Raw genomic sequence first — 16,077 nt, forward strand, 5'->3', positions numbered from 1 at the left:
TGTTTGGTGGAGGCAACATGGCGAATCTGGCTCATCACATGCTCGCACAGGCGATTGCAACGACAGAATCCTTTGTGCTTCTCCATTCTATTCTTATGTCCATCAAGCAGCTACTGGCATTGATTGGAGGGCTTGTCATCTTGGCAGGCGCTCTTTATGCTGTCTGCCAGTTTTTCAGGGGAATTTGGAAAGGAAACCAACCTTACCTGATTGTTTTTGACGCTATTCGCCTGGATCTAGCTCGATCAATTATTTTAGGGCTAGAATTCATCATTGCAGCCGACGTGATTGAAACCACGACGACGCCAGATTATTACGAGCTTGGCATTCTTGGCGTGCTCGTCGTCATTCGAACTTTTTTAAATTACTCCTTGAACAAGGACATTTCCTCTTTAATGGCTCGTGAAGCAAAAGAACTTGATCGCTGACTATCTTTATGCTTGAGAAGGGTTTCTTATGTATTTGTACTTTTCTCGAGCCCAACTTGGTTATTCTTAATGATTTTGTAAATGACTAGGCTAACGATGGCTGAAAAAAAGCACCAGACTGAGACAAAAGTCGAGGTGTAGTAGTAATCGGCAACGCCGTAAGCTAATGCGATCAAAATCCCAAAAATCCACATACTTCTGACGCTCGAAAGAAAGCAAGGGATGAGGACGATGAAGGGATAAAGGATGGTTTGAGAAGGGGCGTTACCGACGTATTGCAGGCTGTGATTAATGATTTTGACTGAAATGTCTTGCTGCATTGCATAAGATAAGTTGAGCAGGGAGAGAAGAATGCCGCAGGCCAAATCCAAGAAAATGAGATGGCGGCGCCAGGCAACTTTTTCGACGCATGCTAAGGCAAGAGGAATCCAAACGGGCCAAATTAAAAAAGCGAAGGTCAAAAAAACTTTTTTAGCGTGATATGAAGCACCGCTCCCGCTCCATTGATTGGTCAACTGGAGCCAGAGGACCCCTTCAGATAATTGCTGGATTGCAAATAGGAAGGGAATGGCGGCTAAAAAAAATTGAGAGCGGGACGAGCAGTTTTTTAATGTTGTGGCGCCAATAGTTCCTAAAACAGCAGCTGCGGTAAAGCTTGCTTCAGCAGAAAAGCACATGTTATTCCCTCTTTTTTTTAAGAAAATTTTATATAATGAAATGATTTTAGGGTATGGAAAAAGCCTTAGAAAGAGATAGAGCATTGATGAGCATTTTTAAGCATAAAGTAGTCAGAGAGTTAGCCTGGGCAGTTGGAAGTTGCCCTTTGGTTAAAAATAGTGTACATCTGCCTTGCTGCGAAGAGAGTAGCTGCCGCTCCTGGTTGATAGAATGGACACCGCGATTAAAAGAACTAGATGAAGATCCGTCTGCGCTGCTCAATTTTGTTGGCTGCCTGACTTCCAAACGCCTTGGAGATTATTTTGCCCGGTTAGTCGAATTTTGGCTTTTGCATCGCCCAGATGTCATCAATCTGCATGCGAATGTGCAAATTAAAGGGGAGCGGACAGTTGGGGAATTCGACTTTATCTATTTTTCTTTAAGGGAGCAGCGAACCATGCATTGGGAAGTTGCTGTAAAGTACTTTTTGTATTATCGGGACCTAAGAGGCACTCGCCTATTGGGCCCCAATCTCAAGGACAGTTTGCAAGCCAAGCTCGGCCACTTGCAAGAGAGGCAATTGAGGCTAAGCCTTCACTCTTTGGCTCAATCCTGGTTAGCAAGTCAGGGTCTTAGCGATCCTAAGGTTGAAGCGTTCATCAAAGGCTATATATTTTATCCTTGGGGGGATCTCTTTTGCGAAATGCCAAAGGAAATTCATCCTTGTCATTTGAGGGGATGGTGGGCCGGCTATCGTTCGCCCGATTGGGATGCATGGTCGAAACATATCATCTCACTTCAGGAATCGAGATGGTGTATTCTTCCCAAAAGCTGTTGGCTTACACCTCAAAGCTGGTCTAGTCAGGACCTGTTTGTTCTTCATACTTCAAATGGGCTTTTACAAGCCATTCACGATCATTTCGAAGAAGCATCAAATTGTCTGCTGATTGCTCAGTTAGAAGATTGTGCAGGTGATTGGAAAGAGATGAGCCGAGGTTTTATTGTGGGAGCTCATTGGCCTTCTGCTGAGCCTTTTGAATCTGGATAAAGACTCAAAAAAGCGCTTTTGAGCTGCTCTTCGAATCCCATAAGAGTTAAGGCTCCTCCTGAATGGACGATCAAAATTTGCCCTTTCAGTTCCTGATCCTGGATAAGCCTTTGTGCTTCGTGAAAGAGCTTTCCAGTGTAAATTGGATCGGTCAGGAAGCCTTCTGTTCGTGCCAATTTAATGATGTCTTGAAATAAAAGGGGGTGCATTTGACCAAAGCGGGGGGCCCTCAGCGGTTTATGCAGTTGAAAACGGGTAGGTAGAGGCAAGTCAAAGGTTTGCATGAGTCGCTGAAAATGGCTATGAAAGGCTGTGAGCTGCTTCAGGAAATAATCTTCATCCTCAGCCATCAAAAAAACGTGGATCATGTTCTTTTTGCCGAGCCACTGATAGGCCAAGATCAATGCTATGGCAGTTAAGCCGGTACCTGAATCAATAAAGAGGTGGTCGAAGCTTAAATTGTTTTCTTTTTCATTGTGGATGATATCTAAAGGCAAAGATAACGCACCAGGAAGCGATTCTGGAAGGTGTGCACCTTCTGGAAGAATAAAGCAGCGCCGGGGTGTTTTTTGAGCATAGTTCTTAACGCATTCGTGAACCATCGACCATTGAGACTTTGAAAACCAATGAATGGAATCTTTTCCGACTAAAAGAGTTGTGAGGAAAGCATTTCCTTTTAATACCCTATCCGGATCACCTCTTAAAAAGAGAGTTGGATTCAGACTATTCTCGATTAAGAGTTGGCTGATCCCGAGTACATGATTAGAATAAGCACTTCCAATGACAAGAACTTCTTCGATCCCTTGGCTGAGCAAGTGGGGGATTAAAGAGCGGTATTTACGGATTTTGGATCCTGCTATGCCAAATCCTAGTTCATCTTCTCTTTTGATATAGACGGCAGTATGAGGAGTACTAAAGGACTTTAGAGCATGCAGGCGTGAATGATGGGGATAGGGCGCTTGAGGAATGAGACTCAAGCGTTCTCTTAGACTGTCGGCTGGCGTCATGGATGCTTAAGGGATGTAGTGAATGAGGACTTTTTCAACGCGCTTTCCATTCATTTTTACAATCTTAAAGCGGAATTTCTGCCAGCTGAAGGTATCGCCTACATTTGGAATACTGCCAATTTGCCGCATGCAAAAACCACCCAAAGTCCGATAGGTTCCTTTTTCTTCTTCTGGCAAGGTGTCAATGTCGAATTGCTCTTTTAATTCGTCAATTGGCAGCATGCCGTCTACTAGCCAGGAGCCATCTTTTCGCTGGATGATTTGGGTTTCCGGTAAGATGGAAGTTGAGGGGACATCTCCGACAATCGACTCTAGGACGTCGTGAAGGGTAATGAGCCCCTGTACTCCACCATACTCGTCCGTCACAAGAGCAATGTGGTCGGGTGTCTTTTTAAAAAGATCAAGTAATTGGACTACGCGCATGTTTTCTGGAACGAACAGAGGAGGTTTAACTAGTGTCTTAAGATCGAATGTTCCCTTTTCTAAGAGTTCGTTTAGAATATCTTTCGATGTGACAAGGCCAATCACCTCATCCAACTCTCCATCACAGGCAGGGAATCTGTTGTGGGGAGATTGGTCTATTTGTTTGAGCAATTCTTCGGTGCTGTGTTTGAGGTTAAGCCATTCGATGTCCATGCGAGGAATCATTAAGATGCCCACACGACGGTTGCCAAGGCGGAAAATACTTTCGACCATGTCGTGTTCGGCTTCCCGTATTACGCCTGCCTGGGACCCTTCTTCTAAAATTAATTTAATTTCTTCTTCAGTGATTTTTTCATGCGTTTTGCCACGAGCAAGCAAGCGTGCAATGTGTTCAAAAGCAATGACTAAGGGGTAGGTAACCCAAATGAGGAATTGAATGCAGTAGGCACTCATTGGAGCAAGTTTTTTCCAGTAGAGGGCTCCGAGCGTTTTTGGAATCATCTCGGTCAAAAATAACATTGTCAGGGTCAAAATGACGGAAGCTATGGCAAGAGTCTTATCGCCAAATAGTTCGACGACTTTGGCTCCTACCCCTGCTGCACCAAAGGTATGAGCCGATGTATTGAGAGTGAGAATGGCAGCCAAGGGGCGGTCGATGCGGTGTTTAAGATCGGCTAAAATGAATCCCACTTTGGGTTTCTTTTTTTTGAGCAACCCAATATAGCCGTTCGTACAACACAGCAGTACCGCCTCCAATATTGAGCAGGTGAAAGAGATAAAATGAGAAAAAAGAAAATAAAATATTAAGGCTGTCATACCAAAGAGTTAATATCGATTGTCTCGTGGCCATCTTTTATATCAATGATCACGTCATCGTTGAGGTTTCTTCTGGGAGGTAGCTCATCGAGTTCCCTGTCATCGATAGTAGGAATGGGGTAACAACCATCTGTTGTCAGGCGCATTCCATGTGGTACATCGATGAAAGAGATGGTTCTTTCAATCCCAAATCTTTGAGCTACCGTACGTTTGTAATCTGCGAGCTTTTTAGCATATTTAGCTTTACTCTGCAAAGGTTGAATCATTTGGCTCTCATTATCTAAGAGAAGCCTACTGCCTTGCTCTCCGGTCCACTTCTCTTTTTTACTAATCTTTTCTGTTTGTTGATCATCTTCGTCTGTAGGGATCACGATTTTGAGGGATGGATTTGAATCCGAGCTCTGACTTGTTTCGCTTGGGCTCTCTTTTTTATTGCTTGGCAAATAGGTAATGGGAAGAGGTTCTTGAGCAAGCGATGAGATATCTTTTGCTCTTGAGGGGTTAATGGGAGTAAACTGTCCGAGTTCAACTTTGAGAGGATCTTCTTCTGGCAAGTGTTGGATGAGGAGCGATAAGAGTCTGAAATAGACCTCATCTTTGCGATAACGCCCAAGGTTTTCATAATGTCTTAGGCAAACGCTGATATTTAAATCCAAGGCTTTTTCGGCTTCTGCCTTGCGTAGCTGCTCAAGTTTTTCCTTTTCAATTTTTTTAATCGATTTGAGGGTTTTGATAAATTTCTTAAAAACTCTAGCTTGCTCTAAACCATCTTTATTGATGAGAGCTAATTCGACGCTGGAATTGAGGTCGAGCGATACTTTGGTTGAATAGACAGTTGCACCCCATTCAAATGCGCTGGTCAGGATAAGGATACCAAATCCTATGCCTTTTCCAATCGGATTGTCTAACCAGACGGCAACGGCTCCGCCTGCAATTCCTCCTACGCTGGATATTCCCACTAATATGCTTGTTAGTATGACGGCCCGGCGGGAATTGCCGCAACAGCCACGTTCGAGGTTTTCTAACCTCTGATCAACTTGTTCAGCAAAGTGTTTTAAGCGCGCTGTTTCTGTTTTAACGATTTGATAAATTTTCTCAAGCTCTTCGCTTTGATAAGCAGCATCAATTTCTTCAAGCTGAGTTGAGCTTTGCACTTTGCTATTAAAAGCAGTGATTTGTTCTTCAACAATGTGAAAAGAGTGGCTCCAATTTTCTGCAATAGAACTCATGTTTGCCTTCCTTTTCCTATCCCACCTTGCGATCGCTCGGTCTTTTTTGTCGAAGCCCAGTTCAGAGATCTTCTGATCTGAAGCTTACAGACAAGAGATTCGCTATAGGTCTTTTAGGCGAGCGAATCAAAAGATGAAAGTTGGATAAATGTTTTAGACTCCAATTCTTCTTATGCTCTTTAAAAAAATTATTTTATATTTATTTTTGAAGATCACCTTTGCTTAAAAGGAATTATTGAACTTTTTCTGAATAAAAAAACTTTATCTGCTTTTTTTGTTGTGGAGAGCGAATTGTAGGAGAATTTGGGTAAAGTTAATTTCTTAAATGATTGGCAATGAGTCGCTCTCTCATCTCTAATTTTTTTTATTGCGTTAATCACAGTTCGCTAATCGCTGACTATGAGCTTTAAAATCAGCCGGGCTAAAGGCCTCTCACAATATCTGCATCCAAGCCCGCTCTTTTGTTAACGTCTATAAAGTAAAATGAACGCGTGGTAGAGCTCTTTAGATTTAGAGCTCGCATTAGCTAGAAGCTTGGGTAAATGGGATAAGAATAATGAAAGCCTGGATAACATAGGGTAAAGATTTTTTCATAAGTCATTAACAATTAACATGTTAATGTGAATTAGAGAACAAAAGACTAACGCAGGGATGAGGAGATAGAGAGGCGCAGAGGAATCTTAATATTTACCCCTATAATTGCAGGAGCTCTTTAGGCAATCTAAAGAGCTCCTAGACGGTCTAAAAGACTGGTACGAGGCACCCTAGCAGCGGCGCACTTTTTTACAAAGAACGTCCCAGGCCGAATCGATGGCTTCTTGTGTTTCGATGTCGTACAGAGTTACAGTCATGCGGTAATCTTCATAATCATAAAAGCGATCAGAGCGCATGGCTTTTGTGATGCGGATTTTGCCGAGAAATTGAGGAGCCGTTGCTTGCCCGGGTTGAAGGCTGCTTGGATTGTTGTATTTGGCAGCTAGGATGTTTTTGTTCATCAAATAATCTAGCTCCCGTTCATCTTGCCGATTTCCAACGACTACCGTATAGCGTCCGTCATTGATAGCAACGCCTTCGATAATGTCTCGGATCATATCACTTGGAATATATTGATCCGTACAGTTGTCGATTTCTGTGATGATTAAACGGGGCTTACCTGTGTGCCATTGATAGCCAGTTTTGGCATACCAACTGTCCATCAATTGCTTGTGTAGTTTTGTCGTTTGAATGCGGATATCTGCCGCTCCATAACGCCAATCTAGTTTTTCGCAAGAATTGCCAGGTGTGATGTCTTCGGCAGTTCTCACATGACGGCTGTAGCAGCTCGTTGTGCATAAGACTAAACAAGTGAAGGCTAGGTTTATCAAGCATTTATTCATATTATTCTCCTGGGTTAGCAAGATAGCGATGTGAAATTAAAATACGTCTCACTCCGGGATGGATATTGAAGACGTGGATAATACATAAGTCATTTGGTTTCAGATTCAGCAGGTATTCACTTTGATCCAAACATCCCCTTTCAAAGACGTCGAGAGTCAAGGGATGAATACCGGCCTCAACTTGAAAGGTCGTGGCCTCTATTAAGGCTGGTAAAGTTGTCCAGGAACGAGTGTCTGCACGAGTATTTTCATTGATGATCAGTATGGCTAAGTCTGCCATGGCTCCAAGGCATGGATCTTTATCTTCTGCATAATTAACCGCACAGCGCCTCAAGAGGAGTCTTGCGACTCCTCTTGCTACAATGACGGGTGTTTTTTGCTGCAGCTCATTCGCGGCTGCTTGTTGAACGTCATAAAATGGGAGCAGACGTTGTCTGATTCCGTCTAGGCTGGCACAAGTGGGTATGGGATAAGAAGAAAGCCATTGTCGCAAAATTGGGATGGGAATACCTGTTAAGGTCGACCATAGAGGATCGCGCTGCGGTGAGGCAAGCAAGCACTCCAAAGCTGCGGCAGAGGCGACAGAACCAGGGCTGATTCCTGATGCTTTGTAGGGGGCATTGCCGTTATGGCAGAGAATAAGAATAGTTGCCTGGTTGCCAGGCGCTTCTACTGGCTCCTGCAGGTGAGGGATAAGGGCAGCCGCTTGGCGATAAAGCAACCGGGCATTAGAGTGGTCGCCCCTCTTTGCGAGCAAGGTAGCAAAAAGGAATTTGCTTAAGCCATTGCCTGCCACACGGTAATGCCTGGTAAAAGGAACTTTAGTGTAAAGATTTTCCTTATTTTGTTGATATTCTTCGGCTTGGCGCAATAGGGCATATGCATTGGATTCATCGCCTTGATGCAAAAGAGCAAGGGCAAAATAGAGGCGTGCCAAAACTTGCTCATAATCCGCGGCCTGGTAGGCTCCTGTTTCATCTTGCAGCATGAGCTGCGAAAGCTGATCGACGGGCAAGTCTTGTCCATAGTAATCAAGAGATTCTAACGCTTGTGTATAGTCTTGAATCGCTTTTTCTATTTTTCCATTGGCAAAGCAGGTGGTGGCTCTATCTAGTAGAATCCAGCTGGCTTCTTTGGATTGGCTGTAGTTTTGAGGGATGCTTTCTTGAACGAGTTGATCGAGCTTCTCTTCCGCTTCATTAAAATCGCCTGCATGATATGCCCTTAAATAAGGGCCTCTTTGCGATAAAAGGGGAGTCGAACAGCCCGTAAGCATGCCTAGCAATAGTGCAATCGAAAAGAGAGTAACCAGGCAATAATTAGGCGCTTTAGTCATTTGTTTTGCCATAGGCGGCGTTAAATATAACATGAGCTACTCTCTTTTTACTTGGAATTGATGCCTGCGAATTAAGGTGATTAGTTGGGCAAGTTCCTACTTCTTTGCAAGGTGCTGATGCAAATTGCCGTTTAAAGCCTGATAGCAATTTTCCTGAAAGAATAAGACTTTGTGGTATACACCGCTGTTTTTGCCAAGGTCTGCCAGCTTGCTTAGAAGGGCTAAGGCCGCTTTGAACTGACCAGTCTTGAAATAGGCATCCACAGCCTTTAGAGCAAATAGGGGATCGGTATTGATAATAGTTGGATTATTTTTGAAAACCTTTTTAAAAAGATAAACCGCTTGATCGAATTGCTTTGATTTATAGGCACTTAATGCCAATTTCATTCTTAAATCATCAGGGGTGGAAAATCTTTTTTTGCGAAGGCATAGATAGGCTTGTTCATAGAGCTTATAAGCCGTTGAATAGTCTTTCAAATTAAATAGGCGATTAGCTAGATCTGTCAAAATGATGGTTGGAGTCATTTTATTGACTTCAAGAGCCGCGGTTTGAAAAATCATGAGTGCTTCTACATCTTTTTTCAATGAGTATTTAACGTTCCCTAACTGTATAAGCCAAAACAGTTTGGAAGGGGCTCTTGAGCGATCGGTAAGCTTTTGCAGGAGCGGCTCTGACAAGTCGAATTGTTTCGTGTCTTGATAAAACTTGGCGGCATGGGCTACATGTTCTATCGGCATGTCAGATTTATAAGCCTCTAAAGCCTGTTTAAAAAAGAAGCTGGCTTTTTGAATGTTTTTCTTTTGATCATAAAGACATGCCAGACGATAGAGAAGAGGTGGCGAGCGATAATCCGCCTGGTAATATATTTTTAAGCGCTTGAGACTGGCATTTTTTGCAAGCCTTTCCAGGCCTCGGTAATCGCCTTGCGCGGCTGCGTTAAAAGCCATGTCCCAATTCAACATCGCGATGCCTACATGCTCTTGTAAAAATGAGAATTTCGATAGAAAGATGCTCGAATAAGTCATGCGGTTAGTGATGGCATCGGTCAACATCTCATTAAAAAGAACGAGATCTACCGTACATAAGGGGCCAAGCCAGTCAGGGCCTAGCCAATCTTCTGTTGCCAGCAAGGCTCGTATAAACTGCTCTCCGCCATAATTCGGACCAGCAGGTTCTTTAGAAATGATGCGCAATTTTTTATCGAGTGCCTGAATATTTCCTGTACGGATAGGGGGTAGCAAATGGCTTGTTTCAATGTCTAAGTAAGCTCCCAGCGTGGAAGAGTTTTTTATGGAAAAAGCAAATTTTTTTCTCCAAATTTTTTTCTGAAGGCTTTGCTTCTTTATGGTCCGCTGTTCAAAATGGCTGCAGGATCGGTCAATTTTTTCGTCGACAAAGCTTTGGATCATGGCTCCAAATAAGTAATGCCACTTATGGGAATTGGGTAAGGAGCAACATTCGGACCAGTCGGCTAGAAAATGATCCGTTTTTCTCAGCCTTTGCCAAGCACGATCGGTTAAGAGGCCATTAACTTTTTCAACTCGTTCGACATTCAACAAGTCTTTAAAAGATAAAAAAGAGAAAACATGCTCCACGACATCTTCACAGATTGGGATGGCATTCCAAACAACCTGCCTGGTTTGCTGCCGACTGCCAGGCACATGAGAAGGCAAAAATGAGGGATAATAGGGATTAAAAGTAATAGTCATAAGTCTATAGTTTAGTTATTAGAGAAGTATTGATTTTGTTGGTTGAATGTAATAATTTATTAATTACGACTTTTAAATGTTATGTTTTGTTGATACATATTTGCAAATCTTATTGGGTTTAAAGATAAGATTTGATCAATTTTGTTTGATCTTGATTTCTTGAAAAAGCTCTAGATAAAGTGTGGGGGCGCTAGCCCGAAAATGGGCTTAGAGGCTGATGTTATCCAAAACAGCGATTAGGCCTTTGAGAGACATTTATAGCATGACGCATCTTAAGAGAAATGGGGAATTTGGCTTACAAAATTTGGTTCAGGCATGGATTCAAACACCTTAAATGCATTAGAAGGCATTTTTATTCGTTTGAAAAAGACAAGAAAAGTGTTCAGTCGTTAAATGGATTGTTAGAGTTCTTTACAAAGTATTATCAGCTTGCTTTGCTGTTACAACTATCAAGGCAATTTTCGCACATAAATCAACCGATAGGGTTTGTAGAAACGCTCTTAGGATTGATGGCTGAATGACTAAAGGGCGACTTTTTAAAAATGTTGAGCAGAATGAGTTGAGTTTATTGGATAAACGCTATATATAAAATTTTCAATTATAAGCTTCGATTAGAAAATTTTAAAATAGTTGTCAACACCATGGCTGATCATCCTCTCTATAAGAATCGCTTGATTTCTCAGAAATCCCCCTATCTCTTACAGCACGCTCATAATCCCGTTGATTGGTATCCATGGGGTGAGGAGGCATTTCAAGCAGCCAAAGATCAGGATAAGCCGATTTTTTTATCGATTGGGTATGCTACTTGCCATTGGTGCCACGTGATGGAGAGAGAATCTTTTGAAAATGTCGAAGTGGCTGATTTAATGAACCATGTGTTTATTAATGTTAAGGTCGACCGCGAGGAGCTGCCAGAAGTCGATAGCTTGTATATGGAATTTTCACAGAGCATGATGGCAGGAGCCGCTGGATGGCCTCTGAACGTTATTTTGACGCCAGACCTGCAGCCGTTTTTTGCAACGACCTACCTTCCTCCTCATAGCAGCCATGGATTAATGGGATTGACCGACTTGATTACCCGTATTTCAGAGCTTTGGTCGGGAGAAGAGCGGGAAAAAATTCTTACTCAAGCAGAAAAGATAGTCGAAGTCTTTTCAGAAAGTGTTCATACGACGGGAGACGACATTCCCGATGAAGAGCAGGTGGGGATGACGGCCGATTTGTTATACAAGATGGCTGACCCCACTTATGGAGGAATTAAGGGAGCTCCGAAATTTCCAATAGGCTATCAATACAGCTTTATGCTCCGTTTCTATGAAGGTATGAAGGATAGCAGAGCTTTATTTTTAGTTGAGCGGACTTTGGATATGATGCACAGGGGTGGTATCTATGATCATTTAGGGGGCGGTTTTTCGCGCTACAGCGTCGATGAAAAGTGGTTGATCCCCCACTTCGAAAAAATGCTCTACGATAATGCTATTTTGGCACAAAGCTACTTAGAGGCCTGGCAGCTGACTAAAAAACCCCTGTATCAAGAAGTGGCTGAAGAGATTTTTAACTACATTATTCGTGACATGACTTATCCAGGCGGTGGTTTTTATTCGGCCGAGGATGCAGATTCTGAATGGCATGAAGGATTCTTTTATACGTGGACATATGATGAGGTCAAGCAGGTTTTAGGGGAAGAAGACGGTAAACTCTTTTGCCAGTTTTATGATGTGACTCCTGAGGGGAATTTCGAAGGACGGAATATTCTCCATAACGTCCTGAGCCTCGAAGAATTTGCCAGTCAAATCCACCAAGATCCGGGTCTCATCAAGGCCCTGTTCGATGCGCAGCGGCTTAAACTTTGGAGCGTAAGAGAAAAGCGCATTCATCCTTTCAAAGATGATAAAATACTAAGCTCTTGGAATGGATTGATGATTTATTCTTTAGCTGAGGCGGCTTACGCATTTGATCGCCCAGCCTACCTGGAAATAGCTGTCAAATCTGCGCGCTTCATTAAGAATCACTTGTGGCAGCAGCAAAGGCTTTTGCGCCGCTGGCGCGATGGGCAGGCGATGTTTCCAGCAAGCCTCGATGAATATGCTTTTATGATTAAAGGAATCTTATCCTTATTTGAAGCCAATGCCGGAACTGAATGGCTGCAGTGGGCTGTTGAAATGGCTGAGATTTTAAAAGATCACTATAAAGCCGAAGAGGGGGCTTTTTATCAAACCGATGGGACAGATAAAAATCTGCTTTTGAGGAAGTGCCAGTTTTCAGATGGGGCCGAGCCATCTGGCAATGCTGTTCATTGTGAAAATCTATTAAGGCTCTATCAGATAACTGGTGACGAGAACTTTTTAATACAGGCTGAAGATATTTTCAAAGGAGTTAAAGAATACCTTGAAAATTACTCTCCAGGCTATTGCTATCACGTGATGAACTTGAATCGCTATTACGACGATAAAACTCCAACGATTGTGGTGGCTCTTAATTCTAAGCGCGAATTTGAGCCGGAAATCAAGCAGCTGCTCTACCATAACTTTATCCCGCATAAAGCCGTCATTTGGCAGACCCAGGACGTGGAGTTAGAAGAGTTGATTCCGTTCATAAAGGAACAGGATGCACGCAATGATCAAACGACCTTGTACATTTGTTACGATGGCGCTTGTCAGAAGCCCTTGAATGATCTTAAAGAGATGCGAGAGGCGATTGAAAAGTTGTAAGATTACTGTAAGTGAGTCGGATGACTTTTACACTTCTGAAATCTCTATCGAAGGTGGATTTATTCCTTTTGCCCTTCTCTTTGATTCAATGGGAAAGTGTGCATAAAATCTTTTCTGCATTCGATAAGAACGATTCCCCATAAGGGTAAAAGAATTGTTTTACTGATTTTTAAATGTTTGATTAATAATAATTTGTAATTAAACATTTCGCTAAAAAGAGTTGAATTTGTATAATAGGATCGTTTAAATAGCATACGGCAGATGATGACAGTTATTTACAAAGCATTGATCGATATACAAGACTCTCAATCATTTGAGAGATTAGAGGGGTTCAAAGACTCCAACGTTTGGAACAAAATGGCAGACAACGAACGTTCATTGTTCGCTCGTTTGCTTGTTTTACACGGGGCTCAACAGTTAGCTCAAGGTAATCATCAAGTATTGGACAACTTTGAAACAGCTATCAAAGTTGCAAGTCACTCACCTACAATATTTTATCAGCAAGGTCTGATTTTTGCTGCCTATCCGGAAAACATGCGTTGCTTAACTTTGGCTCATCAGGCTTTTAGTCAAGCGACCCAGAAAGATTCTTCTTTATTCGATGGCTGGTATCAAGGCGCTTTGGTGTTATTGGAAATGGGGTTATTCGAAATGGATACCCAGTATTTGACCGAAGCGGATGCGAAATTTGAACAGGCGGCCGGTTTATTGAATGAGAGTTTTGACTCATTGATACAGGAAGAGTTTTACTGGAAATGGGGATTGTGTTTAGCCTCTCTTGGCAAATGTTCGGGAGAGCCGCACGATTTTTATCGAGCCATTGAGAAATATCGAAAAGCATCGGAAGTGGGATGTCAATCTGAGTCCTTTCTTAACGATTTCGGACATGCTTTAGCAGATCTAGCTTCTCTATTGGATAATCCGTCCTATTTTAGCGAGGCTTTAAACTGCTTTACGCAAGCTGTGCAAAAGAATGCCTCAAACTTTGAGGGGTGGTACAATCAAGCATGCTGTTTATTGCGTCTTAGCGAAACATCGTTAGAGCCATCTCTTTTGGAGCAGGCGGATCAAAGTTTTGCCAAGGCTGTCGAACTCAATTCTAATAACAGTTTACTGTGGTTAAAGTGGGGACAGCTGGAAATGATTCTTGGCAAGTCGACTCGCGATATGACCAAGCTAGAGGCTAGCCTTGATAAGTTTGCGAAGGCTAATCAGCTTGAACCCGACCATCCTCATCTATTGAGCAGCTGGGCAGAAACAGAGCTCTTTTTGGGTGCTCATCATGAACGCCTTGACTTGATTCAGTCTGCGCGTGCGAAAATAATAAAGAGCTTAGAGATCAATCCAGAGAGCCCAGATGGTTGGTATCTTTATGGTTCCTGCCTAAATGAGCTTGGCCGCTATTTCAGTGAAGAAGATTACTACAATGAAGCTATAGAAAAGTTTCAGTATGGTTTGTCGCTGACACGTCAAAATCCTTTGCTTTGGTATGGGATGGCACTGGCCTGCTTTGCTTTAGGTGAATTAACAGAAGAGCAGAGCCTCTTTGAAAAGGCTGTGCGTTACTGCTCGCGCGTCATAGAGTGCGGCGGCGGTGTATTTGCGCAGTTTTGGAACGATTGGGGTGTTGCCTTGATGAAGTTGGCTGAAGTGACGGGGCATTCGAGCTATTGTGAGCAAGCAATCGAAAAGTTTGAACATGCCTTAAAGCAGCCTCTCATTGAGATTGATGCCGAGGATTTGGATTTGGAGTGGGTCTATAACTATGGATGTGCATTTGATCTTTTAGGTGACTTGACTGAGGAGCCTCAGCATTTTGAAAAATCCATTCAGATTCTTACTCAGGTCTTGCAGCTGGATCCCGACTACATTCAGGCGCGCTATAACCTCGCCTTGTCCTATTCTCATTTGGGAGAGGCAATGTGTGATGTTGAACCGTATTATAAGGCTCTTGAACATTTTCAAGCCTTACTAGAGCAGGATCCTGAAGATGAAGTTATTTACGTGGATTATGGCGTATCATTAATCAACTTGGCCGTCCTCGTGCACGACATTCACCATCCTGAGCGTTCTTATGCTCTTTATAGGCAGGCTGAGGGATATTTGATGCAGGCAGTTTCATTGGGGAATACGCAAGCCTATTATCAATTGACTGGATTGTACTCTTTGACGGCCCATCACCAGCATGCGATGCACTATCTGGAACGGGCGCAGTTTTTTGGCGCTCTTCCTCCTTTAGAGGATTTGCTGCACGATGATTGGTTGGAGGCTTTGAGGCAAACAGCCCCATTCCGTCAATTCATCAATGAATTGTCTAGTCAGCAGTCAAAAGATCCAAACGATTAATGCTTTTATTAAGGCATTAAGGGCATGTTATTCGAACTCCACCTATTTAGGTGGAGTTTTTTATATGGCGAAAGTTTTGAGTCAGCTATCTGGCATTTTTAACTATTTAAAGTCTTGCTCACAATTTCTAATCACTCCGGTTTGCAATTTTATATTTCAATCAAATGTATACAATAGGGGATTTAATTATGAACTTCGATAGAGTCATTGATAGAGCTTGGAAGACTGTCTGTCCTTTATGGTTTGCGGGTTATTGTGTACTTAAAGGGGCTGAAAATGCGAAGAATATTGGGCTTGCTAATTCATCTGTAGTGCTTCTTAAGGCTGGAGCTATGCAGGTTCCATTCATGCTCACAATAGGGATTGTTGCTAAAAAAATATTCGATTCTTTGGGATGGGAACCTAGTAAAGCACGGGCTTTCACCATCGGGATGATTGCATGCTTGAGTTCGGCAACGGTGACAGCAATAGCGGCGACTCACTTTGGATGGACTGGATCATTTGCATCGGGGATGATGCTTTCAGCCATCAATGGTCAATTCGCTCTTGCTGCTTTTGGTTTGGCTATGAGCGTGCAAAATACCTTTTATGGCACCGATAATATGCCTCCGCAAGAAAGGCTCGGCTTTTGATTTAGTTAAACCATAGGCTTTAATTTTGTCTCATTTTGATTCTTAGCAGATGCTTTAATAAAGTAACTCCGGAACACTTGTCAAAATGTATTTGTTAATGGTTTACAGTGATCAATTGATTGGATATATTCTTTTCCGTCAATTCATCAATGAATTGTCTAGTCAGCAGTCAAAAGATCCAAACGATTAATGCTTTTATTAAGGCATTAAGGGCATGTTATTCGAACTCCACCTATTTAGGTGGAGTTTTTTATATGGCGAAAGTTTTGAGTCAGCTATGGCATGTTTAACTATTTAAAGTCTTACTCACAATTTCTAATCACTATCCTGTCAATCAGTCGCTCTTCGGAGTTCCATT

12 protein-coding genes are annotated in these 16,077 nt (G+C 42.6%); 5 read left to right on the forward strand and 7 right to left on the reverse strand.

Annotated elements, in window-relative coordinates:
- The first annotated feature begins 17 nt into the window (after window positions 1-17).
- Window positions 18-428 carry a DUF1622 domain-containing protein gene (locus PNK_RS03690; RefSeq protein WP_079992794.1) on the forward strand — a complete coding sequence of 137 codons (411 nt, stop codon included), beginning with the start codon at window positions 18-20 and terminating at the stop codon, window positions 426-428.
- Between the two features lie 26 nt (window positions 429-454).
- On the opposite strand, the gene PNK_RS03695 is transcribed toward PNK_RS03690, so the two are convergent.
- Window positions 455-1,105: a DUF6629 family protein gene (locus PNK_RS03695; protein ID WP_059060384.1), complete on the reverse strand. Its 651-nt coding sequence runs from the start codon at window positions 1,103-1,105 to the stop codon at window positions 455-457.
- Between the two features lie 53 nt (window positions 1,106-1,158).
- Between PNK_RS03695 and PNK_RS03700 the strand changes: the two genes are divergently transcribed.
- Window positions 1,159-2,133, forward strand: a complete 975-nt coding sequence (locus tag PNK_RS03700; RefSeq protein ID WP_059060385.1) for a DUF1853 family protein — start codon at window positions 1,159-1,161, stop codon at window positions 2,131-2,133.
- Here PNK_RS03700 and PNK_RS03705 read toward each other — a convergent pair.
- From PNK_RS03705 to PNK_RS03730, 6 genes are all read right to left on the reverse strand, one after another.
- A complete protein-coding gene (locus PNK_RS03705) occupies window positions 2,097-3,140 on the reverse strand; it encodes a pyridoxal-phosphate dependent enzyme (protein ID WP_059060387.1) in 1,044 nt (347 codons plus the stop codon). The genes PNK_RS03700 and PNK_RS03705 overlap by 37 nt on opposite strands.
- A gap of 6 nt (window positions 3,141-3,146) precedes the next feature.
- Window positions 3,147-4,379, reverse strand: a complete 1,233-nt coding sequence (locus PNK_RS03710) for a hemolysin family protein (protein WP_059060390.1) — start codon at window positions 4,377-4,379, stop codon at window positions 3,147-3,149.
- On the reverse strand, window positions 4,376-5,608 hold the full coding sequence (locus PNK_RS03715) for a hypothetical protein (RefSeq protein WP_032125274.1): 1,233 nt from the start codon (window positions 5,606-5,608) through the stop codon (window positions 4,376-4,378). Before PNK_RS03715 ends, PNK_RS03710 begins: the two co-directional genes overlap by 4 nt.
- 764 nt (window positions 5,609-6,372) lie before the next feature.
- Window positions 6,373-6,984, reverse strand: coding sequence for a hypothetical protein (locus PNK_RS03720; RefSeq protein WP_059060392.1), 612 nt, complete (start codon window positions 6,982-6,984; stop codon window positions 6,373-6,375).
- Window position 6,985: 1 nt separating this feature from the next.
- The gene (locus tag PNK_RS03725) at window positions 6,986-8,353 is read right to left on the reverse strand and encodes a COG3014 family protein (RefSeq protein ID WP_059060394.1); all 1,368 of its coding nucleotides are present in this window, start codon (window positions 8,351-8,353) and stop codon (window positions 6,986-6,988) included.
- A gap of 63 nt (window positions 8,354-8,416) precedes the next feature.
- Window positions 8,417-10,030, reverse strand: coding sequence for a tetratricopeptide repeat protein (locus tag PNK_RS03730; RefSeq protein ID WP_059060396.1), 1,614 nt, complete (start codon window positions 10,028-10,030; stop codon window positions 8,417-8,419).
- 641 nt (window positions 10,031-10,671) lie between these two features.
- On the opposite strand from PNK_RS03730, the gene PNK_RS03740 reads away from it, so the two are divergent.
- The 3 genes from PNK_RS03740 (at window position 10,672) to PNK_RS03750 (ending at window position 15,719) form a co-directional block, all read left to right on the forward strand.
- Window positions 10,672-12,741: a thioredoxin domain-containing protein gene (locus PNK_RS03740; RefSeq protein WP_059060399.1), complete on the forward strand. Its 2,070-nt coding sequence runs from the start codon at window positions 10,672-10,674 to the stop codon at window positions 12,739-12,741.
- Between the two features lie 261 nt (window positions 12,742-13,002).
- Window positions 13,003-15,087, forward strand: coding sequence for a tetratricopeptide repeat protein (locus PNK_RS03745; RefSeq protein ID WP_158021686.1), 2,085 nt, complete (start codon window positions 13,003-13,005; stop codon window positions 15,085-15,087).
- Between the two features lie 188 nt (window positions 15,088-15,275).
- Window positions 15,276-15,719, forward strand: a complete 444-nt coding sequence (locus tag PNK_RS03750) for a hypothetical protein (protein ID WP_032125282.1) — start codon at window positions 15,276-15,278, stop codon at window positions 15,717-15,719.
- Window positions 15,720-16,077 lie beyond the last annotated feature (358 nt).

This window comes from Candidatus Protochlamydia naegleriophila (genome assembly GCF_001499655.1).
Classification (GTDB): domain Bacteria; phylum Chlamydiota; class Chlamydiia; order Chlamydiales; family Parachlamydiaceae; genus Protochlamydia; species Protochlamydia naegleriophila.

Bases quoted from the DNA above. Each gene is read 5' to 3' on its own strand.
- PNK_RS03690 (WP_079992794.1), top strand. From the start codon at position 18: ATGGCGAATCTGGCTCATCACATGCTCGCACAGGCGATTGCAACGACA.
- PNK_RS03695 (WP_059060384.1), bottom strand. From the start codon at position 1,105: ATGTGCTTTTCTGCTGAAGCAAGCTTTACCGCAGCTGCTGTTTTAGGA.
- PNK_RS03700 (WP_059060385.1), top strand. From the start codon at position 1,159: ATGGAAAAAGCCTTAGAAAGAGATAGAGCATTGATGAGCATTTTTAAG.
- PNK_RS03705 (WP_059060387.1), bottom strand. From the start codon at position 3,140: ATGACGCCAGCCGACAGTCTAAGAGAACGCTTGAGTCTCATTCCTCAA.
- PNK_RS03710 (WP_059060390.1), bottom strand. From the start codon at position 4,379: ATGACAGCCTTAATATTTTATTTTCTTTTTTCTCATTTTATCTCTTTC.
- PNK_RS03715 (WP_032125274.1), bottom strand. From the start codon at position 5,608: ATGAGTTCTATTGCAGAAAATTGGAGCCACTCTTTTCACATTGTTGAA.
- PNK_RS03720 (WP_059060392.1), bottom strand. From the start codon at position 6,984: ATGAATAAATGCTTGATAAACCTAGCCTTCACTTGTTTAGTCTTATGC.
- PNK_RS03725 (WP_059060394.1), bottom strand. From the start codon at position 8,353: ATGTTATATTTAACGCCGCCTATGGCAAAACAAATGACTAAAGCGCCT.
- PNK_RS03730 (WP_059060396.1), bottom strand. From the start codon at position 10,030: ATGACTATTACTTTTAATCCCTATTATCCCTCATTTTTGCCTTCTCAT.
- PNK_RS03740 (WP_059060399.1), top strand. From the start codon at position 10,672: ATGGCTGATCATCCTCTCTATAAGAATCGCTTGATTTCTCAGAAATCC.
- PNK_RS03745 (WP_158021686.1), top strand. From the start codon at position 13,003: ATGATGACAGTTATTTACAAAGCATTGATCGATATACAAGACTCTCAA.
- PNK_RS03750 (WP_032125282.1), top strand. From the start codon at position 15,276: ATGAACTTCGATAGAGTCATTGATAGAGCTTGGAAGACTGTCTGTCCT.